The organism is Clostridioides sp. ZZV15-6388, assembly GCF_020657755.1.
Lineage (GTDB): Bacteria > Bacillota > Clostridia > Peptostreptococcales > Peptostreptococcaceae > Clostridioides.
Genome location: NZ_JAGWCU010000020.1, coordinates 1 through 25,697, shown reverse-complemented (window position 1 = coordinate 25,697; position 25,697 = coordinate 1). Strand labels below are relative to the sequence as shown.

The window sequence follows — 25,697 nt, the reverse complement described above, 5'->3', positions numbered from 1 at the left end:
TATTTTTAATATATAAATTGGGAGAATCAAGGGATGGACGAAAAGATTATAGAGATTTCTTTTGGTATAATAGGCTATGCAGGTGAAGGTAAAGGATTAGCTTTTGAGGCAATACAAGAAGCTAAAAATGGAAACATAGAAAAAGCAAAAGAATTATTAAAAGAGTCTAAGGAAGTTATAAATAAGGCGCATAGATACCAAACAGAATTAATACAAAATGAAGCTAGTGGGAATAAGACTGAAATGAGTGTTATACTTGTACATGCACAAGATCACTTAATGAATGGTATGAATTTTCAACAGTTAGCTGAGGAAATCGTTGACTTACATTTGAAGTTACAAGATAAATAAAAATTAAAGAGAATAAATTGAAAGAGTTCTAAAAATATAAATTATGTACTGCACACCAATCGTTAGAATGTTGGTTCAATAATTGAAGCGTAGTACACTAAGTTTATTTTGAGGGCTCTTTTTATATTGAGCTTAAAGTTAATATATATTTACTATTAATAGTATAAGATTATATGTTATAATATTATAACATATAATTTAAGAGGTGAATCATGTTAAAAAATCAACCATTATATATACAAGTCGTAGAGATATTAAAGCAAAAAATATTAAATAATGAATATAAAATCGATGAAAATATTCCAACAGAAAGAGAGTTAGAGCAAGAGTTTGGGGTTAGTAAAATTACTGTTAGAAAAGCTATTGAGATATTAGAATCAGAAGGATATGTAGAGAAAAAGAGTGGAAAAGGGACAAAAGTAATAAGTAATAGTCTTTTTAATAAGCTATCTAAGGCAGATTCTTTTTCAAGTATACTTTTATCTAAAGGTCATAAGTTATCTAAAGAGACTATTTCAATTGAAAAAATTATAAATGATACAAACTCACAAGTATTTAGTATATTTGGAGAAAAATGTAGCAAGATTACTAGAATGTATTACTTGGATAGTAAACCATATATATATTTTACTCATTATATACCTTTTGACGAAAATCTAACTGTTGAAAGTTTTAATAATGAAAGTTCTTTATATATGTATTTATATAGGAGAAATATAAATATAACTAGGTTTGAAGATGAATTTTTTATAGAAGAATCAGAATTGGAAGTATCAAAGGCTCTAAATCTAGAAAAAGACACATTACTTGGAAGAAAGAGAAAGACCTATGATGAGAATGATAGTATCGTTGAGTTATCATTTGCAAGATACAATACAGAAGTACAAAATTATGTAATTAAATATGAAATATAATATAATAAAAATCCTGAGTTTATTAAAATGATAATATGCTCAGGATTTTATTTTATAAAAATAAATAAGATTATAACATTATAATGTTTACAATTAAAGATTATAATGTTATAATCTTATTAATCAAATAAGTGATATTATCAATTGCATAAAAATTAATTTTCATTATGAAATCGTTATTGTGTTGTAAATAAAGGAGAATATCACTAATATAGGGGGGGAACTATGGAAAAATTCGCAAGTTTTTTAGAGCGTAAGATTATGCCTGTAGCAGCGAAGATAAGCAATCAAAGACATATGAGAGCTGTAAGAGCAGGTATAATAGCAACATTACCACTAACGATAGTGGGATCATTTTTTACAATATTATTAAACATACCTATTGATGCTTATATGGATTTTATAGCTCCATTCAGAGAAACGTTAGATATACCGTTTAGATATACTGTAGGATTTTTATCTCTATACGCTACTTTTGGAATAGCGTCGTCACTTGCTAAAAGCTATAATCTAGACACAACAGGTGTTGGGATGCTTGCAGTTATGGCATTTTTAGTTTCTACAATAGTTCCAACTCAAGTAGTTGAACCCGTAGGGGGAGTTATAGAAGCTGGTAGATGGATGGATATGGCGAAACTTAATTCACCATCATTATTTGGAGCAATCGTAACATCATTAATTACAGTTGAGATATATCGTTTCATGAAGGAAAAGAATATTACAATTAAGATGCCAGCAGGGGTGCCACTAGAGGTTTCAAACTCATTTACTGCATTATTACCAACGGCAGTAGTACTAATGTTATTCTGGGTAATAAGACATATATTAGGATTTGATATAAGTGCAGCACTAAGTGCTATGTTATCACCTTTAAAAGGATTCTTATCAGGAAATAGTTTAGGTGGTGGAATACTAACAGTATTCTTAATAACAGTATTCTGGGTACTTGGAATACATGGTCCAGCTATAATGGGTCCAGTAATAAGACCTATATGGGATATGTCTATAGCAGAAAATATAACTGCATTCACAGAAGGAGTATCAGCTCATGCAATGCCAAATATATTTACAGAACAATTTTTACAATGGTATGTATGGATAGGAGGAGCAGGAGCTACTCTTGCATTAGTTGTAATGTTTATGTTTTCTAAGTCAAAATACCTAAAAAGTTTAGGCAGATTAGGATTTTTACCAGGGTTATTCAATATAAATGAACCTATAATATTTGGAGCACCAATAGTTATGAATCCAATACTAGGAATACCATTTATAATTGGGCCTATAATAATGACAGCTCTATCGTATGTTCTTACTATTACAGGTATTATACCTATGATGGTAGCAAGATTACCATTTGCAATGCCAGCACCAATAGCAGCAGTAATGAGTACTAACTGGAGTATAATGGCAGGTATCTTAGTATTAATCAACTTTGCGATATCATTTGTTGTTTATTATCCGTTCTTCAAGGTTTTTGAAAAGCAACAATTACAAAGAGAGCAAAAAGAAATGGGTGAACGTTTATAAAAATACATATAATAGAAGTTTTGTACTGTATATAATATAGAAAAAACTTACAAATTATTAAAGGTGAAGGTAGGAGGAATTACCTTCCCTTTTATTTTATATATTTTAAAAAGTGTAATTTTAGGAGGAGAAAGATGGAAAGAAGATTAGGAATATCAGTATATCCAGAGCATAGTAACATGGAAGATGATAAGGAATATATAAAAATGGCTTCAAAGTATGGATTTAAAAGAATATTTATGTGTATGCTTTCAATTACAAGACCAAAAGATGAGGTTAAAAAACATTTTAAAGAGATTATAACTTATTCAAGAGACTTAGGATTTGAAGTAATCCTTGATATAGCTCCAAATATATTTGATATATTAGAAATATCTTATGATGATTTAACATTTTTTAATGAGTTAAGTGCTAGTGGAATAAGACTTGACTATGGATATGATGGAAGTAAAGAAGCTATGATTTCTTTCAATCCATATGATTTAAAAGTAGAGCTAAATATGAGTAATGATGTAGCGTACTTAGATAATATAATTACTTACAAGCCAAATGTAAATAATATATATGGTTGTCACAATTTTTATCCTCAAAGGGGTACAGGCTTGCCATATGATTTCTTTGTAAGATGTTCAAATAGATTTAAAAAGTATGGAATAAGAACTGCCGCTTTTGTTAATTCAAAATACGCAACAATAGGACCTTGGAATATAAATGATGGACTTTGCACACTTGAAATGCATAGAAATTTAGATATAGCTACAGCAACTAAGCACTTATTCGCAACTGGTTTGATTGATTATGTTATTGTAGGAAATGCATATGCAAGTGAAGATGAATTAAAAAGAATGTCTGAAGTAAATAAATATCAAGTTGTATTTAGTGTAGTAGCTGAGGAAAAAACTTCTGAAGTAGAAAAAACAATAATAGTAAATGAGCAACACTTTAGAAGAGGTGACATAACTAATCAGGTAGCAAGATCTACAGAGGTAAGAAAAAAATATACTAAAGAAAAGTTCCCTAAACATGATAATACGGGCATCTTTAAAAGAGGAGATGTAGTGATTGGTAATGATGACTTTGGAAAGTATAAAGGGGAATTACAGTTGATACTTCAAGATTGTGAAGATGAAAGAAAAAATAAGGTTGCCAGAATAACAGAAGATGAAATAATACTTTTGGACTTTATTGAACCTTGGAGTAAATTTAAGCTTGTTTTAGAGGGAGAGTAAAGTGAAGATAGACATATTAATCAAAGGTGGAAAAACAGTAGATAAAAGTATAATTGATATAGCTATATTAGATGATAAAATAATAGAAGTAAAAAATCAGATAGATGATTCTAAGTATCAGGCAAACCAAATTATAAATCTAGACGGAAAGACATTTATTAGCGCAGGGTGGATAGATATACATACACACTGCTACGAAAGGTTAGAGATTTATAAAGATTATCCTGATGAGGTTGGAATAAAAAGTGGAGTTACTACTGTAGTAGATACAGGGACAACAGGTGCTTTAGATATAGAGAAATTTTATGAGGATACTAAAAAGTACAAAACAAACGTGTATGCTTTAATAAATATTGCTAAGCAGGGAATAACATCTCAAGATGAACTTTCAAATATGATGAACATTGATGAGGATGAACTTAAAAATGCAGTTAAAAAATATAAAGATTTTGTTGTTGGAATCAAAGCTAGAATGAGTAAAAGTGTTGTAATTTCAAATGGAATTGAACCTTTGAAGTTAGCTAAAAGAATTAAAAAAGAACTTAATCTACCTATGATGGTTCACTTTGGAAGTTCTCCTCCAACTATAGAGGATATATTAGGTTATATGGAAAAAGGAGATATATTAACTCATATATATAATGGAAAACCAAATGGAATATTAAAAGGTAATAAGATTAAAGAGGAAATTATAGAAGCTAGAGAAAGAGGTATAATCCTTGATGTAGGTCATGGAACAGAAAGTTTTAGTATTGATGTTGCAATGAAAGCTAAGGATGTGGGACTTTTTCCAGATACCATAAGTACAGATATATATATTAAAAATAGAATAAATGGTCCAGTATATAGCTTATCTACAACAATGGAAAAGTTTATATATATGGGTTACTCACTTGAAGATATAATAAATAAGGTTACTAAAAATGCAGCAAATGCAATAAACTTGAAAAATAAAGGTTTAATAAAAGAAGGATATGATGCTGATTTAACTATATTTGACGTGGTGAATGAAGAAAAAGAACTTCAAGATTCTTTGAATAAGTCAGTAATCACAAATACGTCCATAAAGCCAAGAGCGGTAGTAATTAATGGAGAGTATTTGAATATAGGTGAGTCTACAAAGGAGAATGAATAGGAAGGAGAGAATATTGTATGAGTAGTGTATTTGAAAAGTACTCTGTAAGACGTGTTATAAATGCCTCAGGTAAGATGACTATACTAGGGGTGTCAACATTAGATAAGGAAGTTATTGAAGCAATCGGTGAAGGGTGTAAAAATTTCTTTATAGTAGAAGAACTTGTAAATAAAACAGGTGAATATATAGCAAATTTATTAGAGTGTGAAAGTTCAGTAATAGTTTCTAGTGCATCTGCTGGAATTGCACAGAGTGTAGGTGCAATGATAGCAAGGGATGATATGAGTCTAGTTTACAATATAAATAATCCTAAAAAGCAAGTTAAAAGGGAAATAATAATTCCAAAAGGGCATAATGTTGACTATGGAGTCCCAGTAGAAACAATGATAAGACTTGGAGGAGGAGAAGTTGTTGAGGCTGGCTATGCTAATATGTGCAACAAGGAACATATAAGAAGAGAGATAAATGACAATACAGCGGCAATTATGTATATTAAATCTCATCATTGTGTTCAAAAGAGTATGCTAAGCGTATTAGATGCAGTACAAGTTGCCAAAGAATACAATTTACCTTTAATAGTAGATGCAGCGGCAGAGGAAGATTTAAAAGTATACTATGAACTAGGAGCAGACTTAGTGATATACAGTGGCGCAAAGGCTATAGAGGGACCTAGTTCAGGGTTAGTAATAGGTAAGAAAAAATATATAGATAATGTAAAGCTTCAATCAAAGGGTATTGGAAGAGCTATGAAAATAGGAAAAGAAAATATAGTAGGTTTAACATGTGCAATTGAGAGATATATAAATAATGATAAAGTAACTTTAAAAGAAATGGAGGATAAGCTAAATCCATTTATAGACAATATAAATACTCTAAATGGGATAAGTGCTAATATAACTAGAGATTCAGCGGGCAGAGAAATACTGCGTGGAGAAATTAATTTTAATGAAGATATAATAAATAAATCAATACAACAAATTATAAATGAGCTTAGAGGTGGAGAGATATCCATATACACTAGAGATTATAAGGCTAATGAAGGCAAGATAGAGGTTGATATAAGAAGTGTAAGTAAAGATGATTTAGATATTATTTATAATAGAATAAAAGAGATAATAGAAAAATAGAAAATAAGGTAAATAAAACGATAATGACTTATTAAATTAAATTTTACTAGAAGAGGAGATTAATATGAATTGTACACCAAAATATTATAAAGATAGAGTTTGTTTAAATGTTCTTGCAGGAAACATAAAAAATGCTAAAGAAGTATATGATGCTTGCGATGGGCATGCATTAGTAGGAGTACTATCGAAGAATTATAGTACTGTAGAAGAAGCTATTAAAGATATGAAAAAGTACTCAAAGGAAATAGATAATGCAGTATCCGTAGGACTTGGAGCTGGAGACCCAAATCAATCAAATATGGTATCTCAAATTTCTAAAGAGCTTCAACCACAACATATAAACCAAGTATTTACAGGTATAGCTACATCTAGAGCATTACTTGGTCAAGACAATAGCATAATAAATGGATTAGTTTCTCCAACTGGTAAGCCAGGATTTGTAAAGATATCTACAGGTCCATTAAGCTCAAAGGAGGAAGATGGTATAGTTCCTATAGAGACAGCTATAGCTATGATGAAGGATATGGGAGGAAGTTCAGTTAAGTTTTTCCCAATGGGAGGGCTTAAAACAAAAGATGAATATATAGAAGTTGCAAAAGTTTGCGCAAAGCATGACTTTTATCTAGAGCCAACAGGAGGTATAGACTTAGATAACTTCAAAGAGATAGTTCAAATTGCACTTGATAATGGTGTAGAAAAAGTTATACCTCATGTTTATACATCAATAATCGATAAAGAAACAGGTTATACAAAAGTAGAAGATATAAAAACACTTTACAAAATAATAAAAGAATTATTGGGGTAGATTTATGAATATATTAGCTTTTGGTGAAATAATGATGAGACTTTCAGTACCTGATTATAAGTTTTTAACACAAACAGACCAATTAAATTATGTAATTACAGGTACAGGGTTAAATATATTATCTGGACTTCAAAACTTTGGATACAATACCTATATTTTAACAAAGTTGCCTAATAACAATGTAGGTAAAGCGTCAAGTGCAAACATAAGAAAACTTGGAGTAAAAGATGATTTTATTACATATGGAGGAAATCATATAGGAGTATATTTTCTTGAGACTGGATATGGAGAAAGGCCTTCAGAAGTGACTTATTTAAATAGGCTAAATAGTTCATTTTGCGAGAGTAGGCTACAAGAATATGATATTGATAATTGTCTAGAAGGAATAGATGTAGTCCACATATGTGGGATTGCTATGCAACTTACAGATTCAGTTAAAGAGATTGCTTTAGAACTAGCTAAAAAGTCTTATGAAAAGGGAATAAAAGTATTCTTTGATTTTAATTTTAGACAATCGCTAAATCCAGACAAGACTTATGATAATTTAGTAGATGATTATAAAAAAATACTACCATATTGCCATGGATTATTTGCTAGCTATAGAGATATAAATAAAATACTTAATATAGACACTCTAGATATAAAATCGAGTTCAGAATTGATTAAAAAAGAGTATGATATAGAAATTGTGGCTGGAACTATGAGAAGATTTGATGATATGAACAATAGATTTATAAAGGGATATATATCAAATAATGATGGCTATTTGGAAAGTAAGGAATATAAGTTAGAAATATATGACAGAGTTGGTGCTGGAGATGGATATGTAGCAGGAATTATATATTCATATTTGGAAAAGATGAGCAATGAAGATATAGTTGAGTTCGGGGTTGCTAGTTCAGTGCTAGCCCATACAACTTATGGGGATAATTCTTTAGTAAGTACGAATCACGTATTTAGACTTATGAACAATGAAAAATTAGATATATTGAGATAGTATTAATAATGAATGAAAAATTAAATAATAAGTAGATAGAAAATAGCATTAACCATAGAAAGATGGTTAATGCTATTTTTATAGTTAATATTAATTAATTTTATATTATAGAAATAAATTTTTCTAATGCTGGATTTGTATTGTTTTTATTCCATACAACTACAACTTCTATTCTATTTTGTACTTCATTTATGGGTACAATTGCAATATCCTGCTTTATCATAGTATCTACAACACAAAATGAAGGTAAAATGGATATACCCATATTAGAGGCAACTAATGATTCAATAGTATTAAGATCATTTGAACGTTGCACAACATTAGGTACAAATCCCGCTTCACGATATCTATTTTGTATCATGGACTTCTGCCCATATTCATCGCCTGTTTCCTTTACAAAAATAAACTTCTCATGTTGTAGCTCAATTAAATCAATATAATCCTCATTGCAAAGTGGATGACCAGGGGGTAAAAGAGCCACCAAAGAATATCTTTCTACAGTCTTATATTCAAAATCTTTTAATGGTTGATTTTCTGGATTAATAACAAAGGCAAGATCCATAAAATTATTTTTCACTAAGTTTAAAAGTTCAGTTATCTCGTTAGTACAAATTTCCATAGATATATTAGGGTATGTATTAGAAAATTCTTTTAAATATTGTTGAAATTTGTTTTTTTCATATCCTATTAAGATTCCAATACTCAAAGTTCCAAAGGAACCATGTGCAAATTGTTGTGTTTTTTCAATAGCATCATTGATATTTTTTATTATAGTACGTGCCTCAGATAAAAAAACTTTTCCAGCTGGGGTTAGTTCAACATGTCGTTTACTTCTTGTAAATAGAGTTACATTTATTTTTTCTTCTAAAGCTTTAATTTGTTGTGTAACAGCAGTTTGGGAAATATAAAACTTTTCTGCTGTTTTGGTAAAACTTAGATTTTCTGCTACAGATATAAAATATTCTAATTGTTTAGTATTCAAATAATCACCCCTATTTAAACTTGATTGTTTGTAAACATTGTTTATATATAATTAAAACTTATTATAGTATAAGAAAAGTTACTTTTAAAGAATATTGGAAAATATTTGTATAAAAAGATATGTTTTAAACATATCTTTATACTAGATTTTATAAACTTATTAATAAGAATAACTTATATATTCCCATGAAAACGATATTGGATTTAAGTAAGTTTGTCCCATAAAATGAAAGTATACCAATTAATAATATTTTAAATGAGAAAGGAGAAAAAATGGAGGATAAATTTTACGCAAAAGGAAAAGGGAATAACGGATATGTTAAAAACCTTGAAGTTTGTTCCTTTAATGACTTAGATGGAACTTGTGGAATGTTTCAAATGGCTCTGTACAAAAGAGATGAAAAATACTATTTATATGGATGTTGTTTTGGAGGAAGCAAAAAAAATGGAGTAATGATTAGTGATGTTACAGATCCTTATAATCCACACTTTATAAAACATTTTCAAATGTTAGATCCAAAAGAGTACCCTACAACAACAACTCCAAAAATTCAAATAGCAGATGATTTAATGATAGTAGCTATGAGCTGTGGAAGTGGACCAGGAGCACTTGTTGACCAAGCTAAATTAGCAAGTATTAAGTGCGAAGCAGGAATTAGAATATATAGTTTAAAAGAAGACCCTTTAAATCCTAAGTTTTTAGGATACTGGGATTGTGGATTAAAGCATGTAATGGGTGTCCATAGATTTATGTATAATGGTGGAAGATATGTCCATTTATCAAGTGATTGTGTTGGTTTTGAAGGTCTGATTTATAGAGTCATAGATATAATAGATCCAACTAATCCAGTGGAAATAGGTAAGTGGTGGAGACCAGACCAATATGCAGATGGATATCCAAATAGAACTTTTGATCCAGGGGCAGCTCATTGTCCAGAATTTATGGATAAAGGATGGCTTCATGGACCTCCATTTGTAAGAGATGGAAAAGCATATTGTGGTTATGGTGGAGCAGGTTTAGTTGTACTAGATGTTGAGGATTTAACAAGACCAAGATGTTTAGGTGAATTACCATTTATGCCTGCATTTTCTAGTAGACTTGCAGGAGCAAGAACTCATACAGCACTACCATTACCAGGAAGAGATTTAGTTGTTGTGCAAAATGAGGGAGAACGTTTCCAATTTTTTAAGCCAGAGAATATTACAGATGTTCAAGCCATGAATAATATACATATGGTTGATGTTAGTAATCCAACAAGACCAACATTAATTGCTCAATTCCCATATCCTGAAGTACCGAAGGATTTCCCATATCCTAACTTTAATGTTGCAGGGCTAGGAAAACCAGGGCCATTTGGACCACATAACCTTCATGAGCCAATGGATAATAAACCATGGCTAGAACAAAGAGGAGATAGAGTATATTGTTGTTATTTCCATGCAGGATTAAGGGTTTATGATGTATCAGATTCATATTACATCAAAGAGTTAGCATATTTTATACCACCAAATCCAAATAAAACACCAGAAGAATCTTATTTCCCAGGATTCCCTGGACCACGCTTGGCAGTAACAGAAGATCTTATTGTTGATGATAGAGGTTACATCATCATAGATGCCTTGGATGATGGATTCTATATATTAAAAATGAAAGAAGATTAATAAATGCTAAAGAGGGAGAGTTGAAAATGAAAATACTAGGTATTTCTTTTGGAACAAAAAATGGAAATAATGACACAATGTGTAAAGTGGCACTTAAAGGTGCTCAAGAAGCAGGAGCTGAAGTAGAATTTATTCAAATGTCATCTCTTAACATTAAACATTGTACTGGATGTTGTGCATGTGTTAAGAATTTATTATCTGGAAAAGGTAGTATGTGTGTATTAAAGGATGATTTTGAATGGTTACTTGACAAAATGAAAGGTGCAGATGGGATAGTAGTTTCAGACCCTATCTTTGAAGAAGGAGCATCAGGATTATTCCATACTATAATGGATCGTTTTGGACCAAGAGCAGATAGAGGAAATAATATTATAGGAACAAAAGTTGCAGAAGCTACAGGAGGAAAAATTCCAGACCCAAGAATGCTTAATGATAAAGTAATATCATTCATGGGAATAGGAGGATCAGACTGGGGTACAAGAGTTCAATGTGAGCATGCTATGCTAGCCTTAATACCAATGTGGAAAGTTATAGATAATGCTTGGTTCCCATGGGCAAAGGAATTAGTAATGGATGACTCAAAACTTGCTCAAGTTCATCAAATAGGTTTAAACATAGTTGAAGCAGCAAAAGATTTTGACAAAGCTTTATACCAAGGAGAAGAAGGAGTCTGTCCACATTGTAATAATAGATTATTCTATCTTGAGCCAGGTACTAAAAAATCAATATGTGCTCTATGTGGTATAGTTGGAGAATTAGATACTGCAAGTGGAAAAACTGTATTTAGTTTCCAAGAAGAACAATTAGGTCATGCTCATGATACTTTAGCAGGCAAGTTTATACATGGTGATGATATTAAGAAAATGGAAGGCCATTATGCAGAAGTTCGTAAAACACCAGAATTTAAAGAAAGAAAAACAGCTTACAATTTTATAGAACCATCAACAAAAGAAAAGCATGTTGAACTTTCATTAGGAGAATAATTAAAATTTATAGTATCTATGATTGCAAATCCAATATCAATGAGGTTAGTCGGAATGAGGCAAGCTATAGAAGCTATTAATTATAATATAGGAAATGGATAGAAAGAAAAAAGAAATATTAACACTAGCTATAGGGATTGCTTTACTACCTCCTTTATGGGCAGTGTTAGCACCTTATATAGGAATAAAAACTGGAGCTGTAGCACTTATTTGTGCAGGACTATATGTAACAAATGGTAATAAACGAAAAGATGGATTAAAAATAATGTTCGGTTTTTGGTGTGGAGATTTATGGGCAGTTTTGGCCATTTTAATTATGGAGTGTATGAATTTCAATCCAAACCTAGAATTATTTTTAACTCTTAGCATATTAGGATTTTTTGCAGTTATAATTGCATCTTTATTTGAAAAAATAATATTCCTACCAGCATGGCTTTGTGGTTGGGCCATAGGTCTAACTATTATGACAGGTGAAAGTATTATTAACTTACAAGGTCTTTATATTCAAATTGCTGTGGCTATGGTAGTAGGAGTGTGGTATGTAGGAGCAGGTGTAGATTTATTTACTATGTGTATTTTGAAGAAAGATAAAAAAACGGGAAATTGAAAGCATGTGAATATAATTTGATTATAGGAGAATGTTTATGGGATTTGAATTTAAAATAATGAGAAGTTTAATATATGTAGGACTTGCTAAGGAAGAGTATAGACCTAAATTAATGGACTGGTTATATCGCTACCATATTCCAGATAGTATTAGTAATTTTGGACCATATTGTACTAAATATGCTTTTTATCAAGCGTATCCTACACCAGATGAAGGCGAACGTTTTGGTGTACGTAAGATGCAATTAACAGAGCACTATTGGATTGTAGATGAACATATGCCTGAAATGGCAAATAGAATTATGACAGAATACATGCCTATGGATGTTCTCCGTTGGCAAGGGTGTATACCAGATGTGGAGAATAAAAAAGTTCATGAGAATGCAGAAAGTGGAGATGCAGGACGTGCAGTAGGTGGGGATAACGGATGTCCACCATTTATATTTGCTTTTGTTCCAATAAACTGGGAAGAAGATTTTAGAGGAAAAGGGCGTACTGTACAAGATGGACCAAACTATCGCTGGCAATTTATGATTAAGTATCCAGATGGCATTTCTAAAGAAGAAGGAGAAAAATGGTTCTATGATGAAGTAGTTCCATACTTTACAAACTGCTGTTATGTTAATCGTTTTGTAAGTAGTAAAATTATGATTAACTATGGAGCAACTGCCTTTGATCGTGTAGTAGAACTATGGTTTGAAGGAGAAGAAGAATGGTATAAAGCTGTGGTTGAAGGAACAAAATCATTTATCAAAAAGCCAGAATGGGCACAAGAAGAAGAGTTCCCATATTTAAAGCCGCAATTTAATATTGCATCAGTATTCTTAGGCGATATAGCAACTATGGATGCATATTCACAGTATCGTGGATATATTCCAATGAGATAAAAATTATAATTCATAACAAGCAAGTGGTGCACAATGACTATTATAGGCATCCGGTTTAGCCATAGTATCTCAAATAAGTGGTGTGGCAATTGAAGTTGGACAATATGTATCAGCAAGTACAATAGCTACAAGTTGTTGGATTGATTTCAATTTTTAGGTGATATTCTTAATTATTCAACATTTATAGTAATGGTTATAGCTGTTATATGTAGTTTTATATTTATATTGATGATAAATAAGGCTAATAAATATGAAATAACAGCATTAGAATAAATTGATAATATTTGTTAAAAAAGAATTTAGAGTGTATTTAAAGATTAAGATGTTCCCTTTATGGTAGACAGTTGAAATAATAAAACTGTTAGAATAAAGGGAATATTTTTATGTCTAGGAAATCTTTTGAAATAAAAATTAAATATGTGCAAGAATATATTGTAAGTAAAGTATTATTATTAGAAATATGTAGACAAGATAATATTTATAACTTATCATATTAACAAGTTTACACTTGGCTTAGGAAATATAAAGCTAATGGACAAGAATCTCTTACTGATAATAGAGGTAAAAATAGATAAATACTCAGTTAAAAATGTACTAGAATTATTAGATGAGAAATGGTGTACTCATGTTTTGGAGAAATAAAAAGAGTAATTCCAAAGATTAAGAAATACTAAGCTGATTTTGACAATTCGAGATTTAGAAGATGCTGGAATTGTTAATAGGAAGCAATTTAATGAACATAAAGAGCATATATCAATAATAGGAGAATACAATGTATACAATTGGACAAGTATCTAAATTTTTAGGTATATCTAGAGATACACTAAAATTTTATGAAGACAAGGGATTAGTAAAACCTAAGAAAAATGATGAAAATGGATATAGAAAATATAATCAGTTTGATATATATGATATTACAACGATAAATTTTTATAGAGAAATTGATATAGAAATTAAAAAGATTCAAGAAATAATGAAAAGCAAGAGTATAAATAATTTAGAGCTTTTGCTAGAAGAGAAAGAACAAATCATATTGGAAGAAATAGAATATAAAAAGCTTCTTTTAAAAAAGATTCAGTTAATTAAAGAAGACTGTGACAAAATTAAAAAATATTTTGGGAAATACGCAATAAAAGAAATGAAACCTTTAGAAGTAAAGGGTAGAATAAAAAGTGTTACTGAATATGATGAATATGAAACTTTAAGAGAGAATACAGAAAGTCTAAAAAAAGCAGTTACATTAACTGCTTTAAGAAGAGTAATAAGTTTTAGTCAAGAAGGCATAACAGGAGAGAAGTTTATAATTGTAAAAGAAATAGAGGGCTTTGACAAAAACATAGAAGGTGAAGTTCTCGCTCATCCAAATTGCATTTATACTATTATTGAAGATGGAAGATGGTCAACTGGAGGAGAAAATATTGATGATAAGGTGGAAGACCGATTAAGAAAAATAGCAATAGAAAATGGATATGACTTACTTGGAATAGTCTATGTTAACATATTGCTTACTACTTACGAAGAAGGGCTTGAACGCATATTTTTAGAAATATATGCACCTATAAAAAAATAATATAAAAAACATTGACCTGAGACTTACTCATAGGTTTAAACTCATTGTATAAGCAATTATAACTTATATAGCAGTTAAATATTAATTTGAAATGAGGGTTCTTATGATAGTAGAGAAAACATTAAAAAGACCTATAGTAAGTTTTATTATTTTAACAAATATAATTTTCTTACCACTTTTTTTATTAGCATTAGCAACTAGAATGTTAAAACTTCCAACAGTGGTATCTGACATTACTTTGTGTATATCAGCCTGGTCATCAACTTTTGCATTTATGATATTATTTAAAAAAATTTACCCAGATGAAAAATTTCTAGTATATGTAAAAGATAGATTTAGAAATAAATTTAAATTTTCAATAGTATCTATAGTAATTAGTATACAAGTTTTAATAGCTATAGTAGTTATACTTATATTAACATCTAAAAATCATGGAATAATGCCTAGCTTCACAGTTTCATCATGGGGAGCGTTTATATATTTATTCTTAAAAAATTTATTTGCAGGTCCATTAGGTGAGGAATTAGGTTGGATAGGATTTGTTCAAAGTGAACTTCAGAAAAAACATTCTCCTTTAAAAGCATCAATAATAGTAGGGTTTTGGTGGGGGATGTGGCATTTACCAATATGGTTTACAACAGGATTTACAGGGATTGATTTAATAAAATATATTATATTTTTTATGATTGCGATTATATCAACTAGTATTATAGTGGCAACTTTTTATAATTTAAATAAAACTTTGTTAGTATCTATTATAATACATCAACTATTTAATTTTCTAATTGGGATAATTAGTGGAAGTTTAATAGAACTTATAAAATACTATGCAATATTATATTTGGTATTTGCAATTGTATTGATAGCTATAAATCCAAGAAATGCACTATATAAAAAGTTTTCTAAAAACACAACACAAACTCTTTAAGAGTGTAAGGGAGAATCATGTCATAAATGAGTGATATGATTCTCCCTTACTTATTAATTAATTTTAAGTGAAAAATATTTGTAAGCATTCTCTTAAATCTGATTCTATTTTTAGTAGGTTTTTTATAAATAAAAAATTTATAGGATATTATTTACTGTTATGATAAAATATAAAGAAATTGTTTTAGGAACCTGGAGGAATAGATATGGTTTTATTGGTTGTTGATACACAAAAACTAATAACAAATGAAAAGTTGTATAATTTTCATGGATTTGTAGCAAACGTAGAGAATTTAATTGATACAGCAAGAAAAAATAATATAGAAGTAATATACATACGTCATGATGATGGGGCTGAAAATGAATTAACTAAGGGTAATGATGGTTTTGAAATATATGAAAAATTTAAACCATGTAATGAAGAAAAAATATTTGATAAAGAAGTAAATAGTTCTTTTAAGAGAACAGGTTTATTAGAATACTTAACAAATAAGAGCGAAAAAGATGTAATTGTCACTGGACTTCAAACAGATTACTGTATTGATGCCACTATAAAATGTGGATTTGAGCATGGATTTAATATAATAGTTCCAGCTTATGCAAATACAACTGTTGGCAATTCATTTATGTCAGCAGAACAATCATATAAATACTACAATGAATTTATATGGAATGGAAGATATGCAGAGTGTATTTCTTTAGAAGAAACACTTAAAAGAATGAAATAGATAAGTATAGACTACTATATAAGAAAGAAAATTTAGCTAAATAAGGCATATTAATTTGAATTGATGTGCCTTTTTAGGTGTAATAATTTATGTAAAATTGATGTGATTTTTATTTCTTTAAATCTAATTTTTCTTGAGTTCCTTTATTTAAGAAACTCTTTTTTTATGTATTTTATGTATAGAATATATACTTGTACTATAGTTTGTATTTTAGATAAGTTTAATTTTTGTCTTAATCTAAAACAAAAGTTAGACTTAAATGAAATTGAAAAGGCTAAAATTATCAAATAAAATAAATATTGTGGAGGTGATGAAAATCCAGCGATAATATAAAGACTAATCTTAATAAGAAAGTAGGGATTAATAGAAGTGGACAAAGAAATTGTATCAATTCTTCAGATTTTATTAAATAGCACATTGATTACAGCTGATGAACTACAAGAAGAATCTAATGCATCAAAGAGGCAAATTACTTATAGAATAAATAAAATCAATGACATACTTAAAGTAAAAAAAGTACCACTTATATATTTAAGAGCTGATAAAGATATTATTGTTAAAAAAGATACAAAAGATGCAATTAAAGAAATCCTAGAAAAAAACTATTCTAAGAATACTTACTACTTTAGCAAAACAGAAAGAATTTTATATATGTATTTAATGCTTTTTATTAATCTGGAGGATATTTCAATTAATCATTTTATAGATTCTATAAAAGTAAGTAGGTCTACTGTAAATCTTGATTTTAAAGATTTGATACCAGGGCTTGAGAAAAAGAACATTAAAGTTAAGAACAATCGTATAAACGGATATTACTTAGTCGGGAATGAGATGGAAATTAGAAGAGTACTTATTAAAAACATTATAGAAACGCTATCTAATGAGAAAAGTTCAAGAGTATTTGATATTTTTATTGAAGAGTATAAGTTAGATAGTTTTGAAGAAGCTAAAAAAATTATATTAAAGCTTGTAAAAAAATATGAAATTACTTTTGTTGAAGATAGATTAATAGAGTTCATATATATCTTTATCTTTCTAAAAGCAAGAATGTATTCAAATAGAATAGTTATTCAAGAAAATATAGATATTCCTAATATTGCAGTCATGAGTTCGATGAAGGAATACAAATTTGCTAGGGAACTATTAGAAGTATATGAGAGTAAAGAGAAGATAAAATCTCATAATATAATGTATATTAGTGCTTGGATTTTAGGTATATCAGTAGGAAATGATGAAGAAGATACAGAAGATAGAGCTGTTATTTCAAAAATTGTAAATAAAATGATGACAAAGTTTGGATATTTAAGTGGAGTTTATTATATAAGCCAAGAAAAAATATTTAAGAGACTATATTCTCATTTTAGACCAGCCTATTACAGACTTTTATTTAAATTGCCTATTTATAATCCAATTTGTGAAAAGGTAAAAGAAGAATATAGATTAGTTTACAGAATTGTGAGTAATGCAATGAAAGAGTTTTGTGGGCTATTTGGAGAAGACATTCAAGAAGAGGAATTAGCGTATTTAACTATGCATTTTGCAACCCTTTTCTCAGATAAAAAAGAGTTTGATGGACCTAGAAAAAGGAGAGCATTGATAGTTTGTTCAAATGGTGTTGGTAGTTCAGCTATTTTACATGCAGAACTGACAAGCTTGTTCCCTGATTTGCATTTTCTACCAATATTAGAATCCTCTGAGTTGGAAAATATCAGTGAATCTGTAGACATTGTGTTTACTACTAATTATAAGGCAGAGGGTTTAAAAACAGACGTTCCAGTAATTAAAGTTAGTCCTGTTATGACCCCAAAAGAAAAATATAAGGTTACACGTGAAGTGTACATTCAATTGGGTGATATTTTTTTAAGGCAACCTAAAATAGATGAGGTTATGGATATAATAAAAAAATATGCAAAAGTAACTTCTGAGAGTATGCTTTCAAGTGAGTTATTAGCTTATTTTACACAGATAGAAAATTTTACGTCTAAGGAAGGAGAAGGACCTATGCTAAGTGACATTACTAATGAAACACTAATAAAACTAAGGATAAAAGCTAAAGATTGGGAGGAGGCTATTAGACAGTCAGCTTCTGTCTTAGTTGAAAATAATAAAGTAACTGAAGACTATGTCGATGCTATGGTTAACTCAGCAAAGGTATCTGGACCATACATAGTAATTACAAAACATGTGGCACTTCCACATGCTAGACCAGAAGCAGGGTCAAAAGAAATTGCAATAGGGATTGCTACTTTAGAAAATCCTATTGAGTTTGGAAATGATGATAATGACCCTGTAAAATATGTATTTTGCTTAAGTGCAATAGATAATAATAGTCATTTACGTGCTATGTCTGAGTTAGTTGAATTATTGGAAGAAGAGGAATTCTTTAGAGTTTTAGATAATGCTAAGGAAGCCAATGAAATTATTGATTTTATAAAAAAACACGAATTATAAAAGGGGGATTTAATTATGTATAAAATTTTAATCGCATGTAGAGCAGGAGTTGGCTCAAGTTTGATGTTAAAAATAAAGACTCAACAAATTATTAAGGAAAATAATTTTCCAATTGAAGTAGAGCATGGTTCATTAGACTCATTAAATGGATTCAATGGAGATGCTGTAGAAACATTAATTGATGTTGCTGAAGAGTTAAAAAATAAAGATTTGAAATTTGATATAATTGGAATTCACAATATTGTTGACCGTAATGAAATTAAAACGGCATTAGAAAAATTTCTTGCATCGAAAGAAAAATAAAATTTAATAGAATAAGGAGGGCTATTTATGGAGTTTATTATTAGTTTATTGAGTACACCAGCTGTTTTACTTGGTGTAGTTGCATTTATAGGATTGATTCTTCAAAAGAAACCAGCTGTTGAAGTATTTACTGGAGCTTCAAAAACACTTATAGGTTTCTTGATATTTGGTATTGGTGCTTCAGCTATGACTGGAGCATTACAGAACTTCAATAAATTATTCCAACAAGGTTTTGGAATTACAGGTGTTATAGCTTCACCAGAAGCAGCTACTGCACTTGCACAAGGTACATATGGTTTTGCAGTTTCATGTACATTGATTCTTGGATTCATATTAAACTTAGTTTTTGCACGTATTACAAGATTCAAAAATATTTTCTTTACAACAGGTCATAGTTTATTCTTTTCTTGTGTATTAGTTTTGATTATGAAAGCACATGGATTCGATAATACAATTACTATTTTAGTAGGTGGTACTATCTTAGGATTTATGTCTGCTGCATTACCTCAATTCTGTCAACCATTTATGCGTGAACTAACAGGTGGGGATGAACAAGCTATTGGTCACTTCAACATGATTGGCTATGGTTTATCAGGTTATATTGGTCGTTTATTTTCAAAGCATAAAGAAGAAACAACAGAAACGATTAAATTTCCTAAGTGGTTATCAATATTCAGAGATTTCTTAATGGGTCTGTCTATAGTTATGCTAATCTTATTCTATGTAGCAACATTAAAAGCTGGTCACGCATTTACTCAGGAACTTGCTGGCTCAACACACTGGTTGGTGTTCCCTCTTATAGAAGCATTTACATTCGTAGCTGGTATGTCAATATTAATGTCAGGTGTTCGTATGTTCTTGGCTGAAATAACTGCAGCATTCGTAATTATTTCAGAAAAATATATTCCAGGTTCACGTCCTGCATTAGATGTACCAACAGTATTTCCATACGCACCAAATGCAGTTATTATCGGATTTATTTCAGCATATGCTGCTGGTCTATTAGCAATTGTTATTATGGCATCACTTCCTAATATATTCCCTGTAGTAATTATTCCAGCCGCTCATATATGTTTCTTTTCAGGTGGTACAGCTGCAGTATTTGGTAATGCATCAGGTGGATGGAGAGGAGCTATTGTCGGCTCATTCGTTGTAGGATTATTTCTTGCATTCTTACCAGTTATACTATATCCAGTTTATGGGACACTTGGTATAGAAGGTGCAACTTTCCCTAACATTGATTATAACGTGGTTGGTTCAATATTACATAATATTTTACAATTTATAAAACCTATCTAAGACATATTAATATTATACAAGGACAATAGGTATTACCATTATAATTTTAAGGAGGATAAATCTATGGTAGAAAATACATTACCTGTATTTCTAGAGAATCTATCTAATGAAGTTGCGACGTTCATTGCTTCAATAGATGAAGTATCTATAAACAAAGCACGTGATTTAATTTTCGAAGCAGAAAGGAATCATGGACGTGTGCATGTAACTGGTATTGGTAAGCCAGGCCATGTATCAGGATATATTTCCTCATTGCTTTCTTCAACTGGGACACCAGCATATATATTGCATGGTACAGAAGCAGTACATGGGTCAAGTGGTCAAGTACTTGAGGGTGACGTTGTTATTGCAATATCTAATAGTGGTGAAACTAAAGAATTAAAAGCAACTGTTGAAACATTAAAAGCAAATGGAGCAAAAATAATTGGTGTAAGTGGCAATATTGATTCATACTTAAAAAATTCTTCTGATATATTTTTATTTGCAGGTGTTAAACAGGAAGGCGATTGCCTTAATAAGGCTCCTCGTGCGTCAATTCTTGCTGAAACTATAGTATTACAATCATTAAGTGTTGCACTTCAGTACGCTAAAGGTCTTGATGCACAGCAGTATTTGAAGTGGCACCCAGGAGGAAGTCTTGGAAAGTCTATTAGAGAGGGAATGTAATTTTATGAAATATAAAGGTATTATATGTGCAATGATAACGCCATTTGATGAAAATCAAAATATCAATCCACATGCAACATGTGAGTTGATTGATTATCTAATTGATAGAGGAATCTATGGATTATTTATTTTAGGAACTAATGGTGAATGTCATGTACTTACAGATGATGAAAAGGTTGAATTTGCAAAAATTGTTATCAATCATACTAATAATCGTGTACCAGTTTTTGTTGGTACTGGTGGCAATTCAACTCGTGAAGTTATAAATTTATCTAAGAGAATGGAAGACATAGGTGCAAGTGCATTATCGATTATTACGCCATACTTTGTGGCTCCAACACAACAGGAATTAATTTTACATTATAAAGCTATTGCTAAGGCAGTTAACTTACCAATTATGATGTATAACATGCCAGGTAAGACAGGAATTAATATTGAACCTGAGTCAGTATGTGAATTATCTAAGGTAAAGAATATTGTTGGAATAAAGGATAGTAGTGGTAAGCTTGATAATATAAAAGCTTATATTGAAATAACTAGGAATGAAGACTTCAGTGTATTTTCAGGCTCAGATTCACTTATTCTTGACACCTTGAAATCTGGTGGGCAAGGTGCTGTTGCAGCCACAGCAAATTTTCTAACAGAGATTGATATTGCTATTTATGATAACTTTATCAAGGGTGATTTAAAAGCAGCTCAAAAAGCTCAAAATAGTATTGAAGAACTTCGTCGTATTCTAAAGTTTGGGACTATCCCATCTGTTATAAAGAAAACTGTTGTCTTAAATGGAATTAATGTTGGACCTGCACGACTTCCTGTAACTGAGCCAACTGGAGAAGTACTTGAAGAAATTAAGCAAGTAGTTGAAAATTATAGAGCAATGTTTAATAAAGTGTTATAAATAGAGCAGGCAATTATGTTAATGTGTAGAGAATACATGTCTTATAAGCAATATTAATAAATTAAATAGAGATTAAAACGCTTTAATGAATACAGAGGTGAACGATATGAAAAAGATGAATATAACCAAAAAAATGGTAGAATGTGGAGCTCTAGCAATTGTAAGGGCGGAAACACTTGAGCGTGCATGTGAGATTGCTGAAGGCTGTATTAAAGGTGGAGTACCAGTTATAGAAATGAGTTATACCTTGAATAATGCTGGGGAAATTATTCAAGGGCTTAGCAAGAAGTATGGGAAAGTACTTTGTGTAGGAGCAGGAACAGTTTTGGATAGCGAAACAGCTCGTCATGCCATTTTACATGGAGCTCAGTTCATTATTGCACCGAATTACAATGAAGGTGTAGCAAAAACTTGTAATAGATATCAAATTCCTTACGCACCAGGGTGTACATCATTGACAGAAGCAGTAGATGCATTGAGTTTAGGGGCTACCTTTATCAAAGCTTTTCCAATATCAGATTTCTATGGACCTAAACTAGTGAAGGTATTCAAGACACCAATACCTGATATGCCGATATTGGCAAGTGGTGGAATTACTCTTGATAACTTACATATATGGTTGGAAAATGGTGTTGATGTGTGTGGATTTGGTGGGTTATTAACCAAAGGTAGCGTTGAAGATATTGCTGAAAATGCTAGAAAGATTCGTGAAATAATTAAAAATACAAGAGAAGCTTAAAGTTGGAGCTGTTGCATGAACAATTATAAATTGATGTGTAACAGCTTTCTTTTTTATGTAGAGTAGCTTATTTTTAATATACGAGGAGAAATTCCTCTTCCTCACTGTAGGAGGTGTTCCACTAGATGTTATAAAACAATACATAGAAAATAAAATATCCTAATAGGTGTAACAGATAAACATGTTACAAGTAAGTGATACGGTTTATTATTTATAATTTTATTATTTGAAATGTAGATAAATCCAGCAATGCAACTAATAGTTAACAAGATGCAACCATATAAGTCTTGTGAATAAACCAATAGATAAATATAATTTAAATTGAGATGAGGTGATTATGTTGAACTTGGGGGAAAATTTAAAAAGACTAAGAAAAGAAAGAAATTTATCACAAGAACAACTTGCTGAAATGCTAAATGTATCTAGGCAAGCTATATCAAAATGGGAATCTAATAAAACATATCCAGATATAGAAAATCTAATATTATTAAGAACTCTATTTAATGTAACTTTAGATGATTTAATAGTTAATGAAAATAAAACTGAAGTTGAAGATACGATTGTAGCAAGTAAATTACCTACTGATAATATCACAGATTATGATAAAAATGAGGAAGAAAATGACCCATCAGATAATTTAATTATAGCTGGTTTTATAATTGGTATATCAATTGGATTTGTAACAGATAATTTTATGTGGGGGGTAGTTGGTAGTTTTATAGGTATGGGAATTAGTTATATACTGGAATATGTAAAAAAAGAGATAGAATAAATTAAATTTTAAAAAGGTTAAACCTATAGATTTGCAAGATAAGGTATATGAAATGAGTCCAATAGAAATTTTTAAGGCATTAATAGATAACAGGATTAGATTAGGATTATTTTCTTATGCTATATTAAATGATTATAAATTGAGCCAGGGAGAAAAGTATTTTATTAAATTTATTTAAACAATTTTAGTATATCTACTGTAGGATATTTAAAAATAAAACTTTATAATAATGAATAATTAACATAGACCATATAAGATAATTACTTATGTGGTTATTTTTTAGTGAAGAAAGTACTTTTAAAAGTATAACAGAGAACTATATTATAAGTAATAGATACAGTATTTATGTGTATAGTATATAACATAAATATAGAATCAAAAAAATAAAAATAGCAATGGTCAATCGGACTTATAGAGTTAATACAAAACACTGTAAATAGTATATTTAAATGTATATGATTTTCTATTATTTTGTACATAATTTCATTAAAAGAAGGCAAATTTTAGATAAATATAAGAAAATTATGGTTAAGAAACAATAAATTCCACCCTATATATAAAATAAATCAAGTTTTGTTTGCAATAAATCAAACCTATTGCCTAAATTAGAAGAAATCAACTTTACAAATTGAAGTTTTGTAATAATGTAAATAAATTTTGAAGTTATAGCATTAGGTAAATCAATAATAGCCACACCTTTAGCATTCGAGCTGGACAAAGAAGTATATCTTCATTGGATTGTATTTTATAAAAAATTGTATTAGGAAGTGAAAAAATTTATACTAAGCCATCAGAAGAAGCAATTAGGCAATTCTATTTACAATATTATCTAAGTGTAAATGAATTAGAGCAATCCTGTAGTGATATTGAAATATTGATTGATAAAAAATAAATTTTATTTTTAAAAGCGGTTGATTATGACAGATTGACTGCTTTTTCTTTTATGAACTTAATTACAATAGGCAAGTATTAAAAAGAGATATTTACTTTTCTAAGTATAGGGATGTATTTGTCAATATAAGTATAATGTGGTATTATATAGGCTCAAAAGAAATTTTATATATTTAAAAATAAAATTAAAAATAATAAATGGAGGACATATAAATATGGAAAATTTGCCAAATTGCCCGAAATGTAATTCAGAATATACTTATGAAGATGGAACTCTTCTAGTTTGTCCAGAATGCTCTTATGAGTGGACATTAGGATTAGATACAGAAGAAGATACAAACATTATTAAAGATGCAAATGGAAATGTGTTAAATGATGGAGATGCTGTAACAGTAATAAAAGACCTTAAAGTAAAAGGAAGTTCATCCTCTATAAAGATAGGAACAAAAGTAAAAAGTATACGTTTAATTCATGACCCATCTGATGGGCATGATATAGAATGTAAAATAGATGGTTTTGGAGCTATGAAACTAAAGTCTTCTGTTGTCAAAAAAGCATAGTATAAAAAATTTGTGATATTTATGAAATAATCTATATAGCTATTGTACAGATATAAATTTAATGTAGTAATAGAAAATTCATTAGGAGGGTAGCTTATGTGTTATTTTTTAAAAGGTGAAGAACAAGATTACTATGTAAATAAAGTAATGGAAGAAATGAAAAAAGTAGTACCTATAGTGTACAGATGCTGTGAAGATAGTGAAGATGGAGAAGCAGTAGCTGGATGTGATGAAAATGGTGAAGTAAAGTTATGGATAACATTTGGCCCAAATGAAAGGTTAGAAATGGATAAACAGATAGAAAAAGGTACATTACTAGAATATATTATTGGTTAAGAAAGAAATCTTAGTATTTCTTTCTTTTTTTGTGACAAATTTAGCTTATAGATTTTTAAAGGATAATTTATATATTTTCTTGTGTGAGTGTAATAGATTATTTTTAAATGGGGGTTCTAAATATTTTATCTGTCCTCCTTAATATACTATTATCACTTTTATCTGGATTTATAAGATATTGTATTTATAAGATATGTAGATAAAAATCAAGGCAAAATTTAAAATAATACAATTTAAAAATGTAACATAAAATTATATCATAAACAAAGTTATAATCAGTCATGGAAAAGAGCAATTACTTTTATTAAGATGTGATAAGATAAATACAAATAAGAAAATCCTAATATACT

At 29.7% G+C, this 25,697-nt stretch carries 25 protein-coding genes and 1 pseudogene; 25 read left to right on the top strand and 1 reads right to left on the bottom strand.

Features of this window, described 5'->3' with window-relative positions:
- Positions 1-33 precede the first annotated feature (33 nt).
- From KGF48_RS12735 to KGF48_RS12700, 8 genes are all read left to right on the top strand, one after another.
- Entirely contained in the window at positions 34-351 is a 318-nt protein-coding gene (locus tag KGF48_RS12735; protein ID WP_227839137.1) for a PTS lactose/cellobiose transporter subunit IIA, read from the top strand.
- A gap of 212 nt (positions 352-563) precedes the next feature.
- On the top strand, positions 564-1,265 hold the full coding sequence (locus KGF48_RS12730) for a GntR family transcriptional regulator (protein WP_227868106.1): 702 nt from the start codon (positions 564-566) through the stop codon (positions 1,263-1,265).
- Positions 1,266-1,490: 225 nt separating this feature from the next.
- Positions 1,491-2,792, top strand: a complete 1,302-nt coding sequence (locus KGF48_RS12725) for a PTS transporter subunit EIIC (protein ID WP_227839135.1) — start codon at positions 1,491-1,493, stop codon at positions 2,790-2,792.
- A gap of 134 nt (positions 2,793-2,926) precedes the next feature.
- On the top strand, positions 2,927-4,021 hold the full coding sequence (locus tag KGF48_RS12720) for a MupG family TIM beta-alpha barrel fold protein (RefSeq protein ID WP_227868105.1): 1,095 nt from the start codon (positions 2,927-2,929) through the stop codon (positions 4,019-4,021).
- Between the two features lies 1 nt (position 4,022).
- A complete protein-coding gene (locus KGF48_RS12715) occupies positions 4,023-5,156 on the top strand; it encodes an amidohydrolase/deacetylase family metallohydrolase (protein ID WP_227839133.1) in 1,134 nt (377 codons plus the stop codon).
- A gap of 17 nt (positions 5,157-5,173) precedes the next feature.
- Complete coding sequence (locus KGF48_RS12710; protein ID WP_227868104.1) at positions 5,174-6,283, top strand: DgaE family pyridoxal phosphate-dependent ammonia lyase; 1,110 nt, start codon at positions 5,174-5,176, stop codon at positions 6,281-6,283.
- A gap of 64 nt (positions 6,284-6,347) precedes the next feature.
- The gene (gene dagF / locus KGF48_RS12705) at positions 6,348-7,088 is read left to right on the top strand and encodes a 2-dehydro-3-deoxy-phosphogluconate aldolase (protein WP_227868103.1); all 741 of its coding nucleotides are present in this window, start codon (positions 6,348-6,350) and stop codon (positions 7,086-7,088) included.
- A gap of 4 nt (positions 7,089-7,092) precedes the next feature.
- A complete protein-coding gene (locus KGF48_RS12700; protein ID WP_227839130.1) occupies positions 7,093-8,085 on the top strand; it encodes a sugar kinase in 993 nt (330 codons plus the stop codon).
- 100 nt (positions 8,086-8,185) lie between these two features.
- Here KGF48_RS12700 and KGF48_RS12695 read toward each other — a convergent pair whose 3' ends face one another.
- Entirely contained in the window at positions 8,186-9,067 is an 882-nt protein-coding gene (locus KGF48_RS12695; protein ID WP_227839129.1) for a LysR family transcriptional regulator, read from the bottom strand.
- Positions 9,068-9,339: 272 nt separating this feature from the next.
- On the opposite strand from KGF48_RS12695, the gene KGF48_RS12690 reads away from it, so the two are divergent.
- The 17 genes and pseudogenes from KGF48_RS12690 (at position 9,340) to KGF48_RS12615 (ending at position 25,347) form a co-directional block, all read left to right on the top strand.
- A complete protein-coding gene (locus tag KGF48_RS12690; protein ID WP_227868102.1) occupies positions 9,340-10,728 on the top strand; it encodes a hypothetical protein in 1,389 nt (462 codons plus the stop codon).
- Between the two features lie 26 nt (positions 10,729-10,754).
- Positions 10,755-11,711, top strand: coding sequence for an NAD(P)H-dependent oxidoreductase (locus KGF48_RS12685; protein WP_227868101.1), 957 nt, complete (start codon positions 10,755-10,757; stop codon positions 11,709-11,711).
- Positions 11,712-11,805: 94 nt separating this feature from the next.
- Positions 11,806-12,318: a DUF1097 domain-containing protein gene (locus KGF48_RS12680; RefSeq protein ID WP_227828602.1), complete on the top strand. Its 513-nt coding sequence runs from the start codon at positions 11,806-11,808 to the stop codon at positions 12,316-12,318.
- A gap of 31 nt (positions 12,319-12,349) precedes the next feature.
- Positions 12,350-13,204 (top strand): acetyl-CoA hydrolase, encoded by an 855-nt coding sequence (locus KGF48_RS12675; RefSeq protein WP_227828603.1) that lies wholly within the window; start codon positions 12,350-12,352, stop codon positions 13,202-13,204.
- A 506-nt stretch (positions 13,205-13,710) separates the two neighbouring features.
- Positions 13,711-13,779 (top strand): annotated as a pseudogene (locus KGF48_RS20685) (hypothetical protein); the annotation flags it as partial.
- Positions 13,780-13,976: 197 nt separating this feature from the next.
- Positions 13,977-14,774 (top strand): MerR family transcriptional regulator, encoded by a 798-nt coding sequence (locus tag KGF48_RS12670; RefSeq protein ID WP_227828604.1) that lies wholly within the window; start codon positions 13,977-13,979, stop codon positions 14,772-14,774.
- 103 nt (positions 14,775-14,877) lie between these two features.
- Positions 14,878-15,702: a CPBP family intramembrane glutamic endopeptidase gene (locus KGF48_RS12665; RefSeq protein ID WP_227839126.1), complete on the top strand. Its 825-nt coding sequence runs from the start codon at positions 14,878-14,880 to the stop codon at positions 15,700-15,702.
- A gap of 205 nt (positions 15,703-15,907) precedes the next feature.
- A complete protein-coding gene (locus KGF48_RS12660; RefSeq protein ID WP_227828606.1) occupies positions 15,908-16,429 on the top strand; it encodes a cysteine hydrolase family protein in 522 nt (173 codons plus the stop codon).
- Between the two features lie 369 nt (positions 16,430-16,798).
- Entirely contained in the window at positions 16,799-18,880 is a 2,082-nt protein-coding gene (locus KGF48_RS12655) for a BglG family transcription antiterminator (protein WP_227839124.1), read from the top strand.
- 15 nt (positions 18,881-18,895) lie between these two features.
- The gene (locus KGF48_RS12650; protein ID WP_227828608.1) at positions 18,896-19,183 is read left to right on the top strand and encodes a PTS sugar transporter subunit IIB; all 288 of its coding nucleotides are present in this window, start codon (positions 18,896-18,898) and stop codon (positions 19,181-19,183) included.
- Positions 19,184-19,210: 27 nt separating this feature from the next.
- Entirely contained in the window at positions 19,211-20,482 is a 1,272-nt protein-coding gene (locus KGF48_RS12645) for a PTS ascorbate transporter subunit IIC (RefSeq protein WP_227839123.1), read from the top strand.
- A gap of 63 nt (positions 20,483-20,545) precedes the next feature.
- Positions 20,546-21,148 carry an SIS domain-containing protein gene (locus KGF48_RS12640; RefSeq protein WP_227868100.1) on the top strand — a complete coding sequence of 201 codons (603 nt, stop codon included), beginning with the start codon at positions 20,546-20,548 and terminating at the stop codon, positions 21,146-21,148.
- Between the two features lie 4 nt (positions 21,149-21,152).
- Entirely contained in the window at positions 21,153-22,049 is an 897-nt protein-coding gene (gene dapA / locus KGF48_RS12635; RefSeq protein WP_227868114.1) for a 4-hydroxy-tetrahydrodipicolinate synthase, read from the top strand.
- Between the two features lie 106 nt (positions 22,050-22,155).
- The gene (locus KGF48_RS12630; RefSeq protein WP_227839122.1) at positions 22,156-22,788 is read left to right on the top strand and encodes a ketohydroxyglutarate aldolase; all 633 of its coding nucleotides are present in this window, start codon (positions 22,156-22,158) and stop codon (positions 22,786-22,788) included.
- A gap of 337 nt (positions 22,789-23,125) precedes the next feature.
- On the top strand, positions 23,126-23,560 hold the full coding sequence (locus tag KGF48_RS12625) for a helix-turn-helix domain-containing protein (protein ID WP_227839121.1): 435 nt from the start codon (positions 23,126-23,128) through the stop codon (positions 23,558-23,560).
- 1,106 nt (positions 23,561-24,666) lie between these two features.
- Positions 24,667-25,011 carry a zinc ribbon domain-containing protein YjdM gene (locus KGF48_RS12620; protein ID WP_227839120.1) on the top strand — a complete coding sequence of 115 codons (345 nt, stop codon included), beginning with the start codon at positions 24,667-24,669 and terminating at the stop codon, positions 25,009-25,011.
- Positions 25,012-25,107: 96 nt separating this feature from the next.
- Positions 25,108-25,347, top strand: a complete 240-nt coding sequence (locus KGF48_RS12615; RefSeq protein WP_227839119.1) for a hypothetical protein — start codon at positions 25,108-25,110, stop codon at positions 25,345-25,347.
- Positions 25,348-25,697 lie beyond the last annotated feature (350 nt).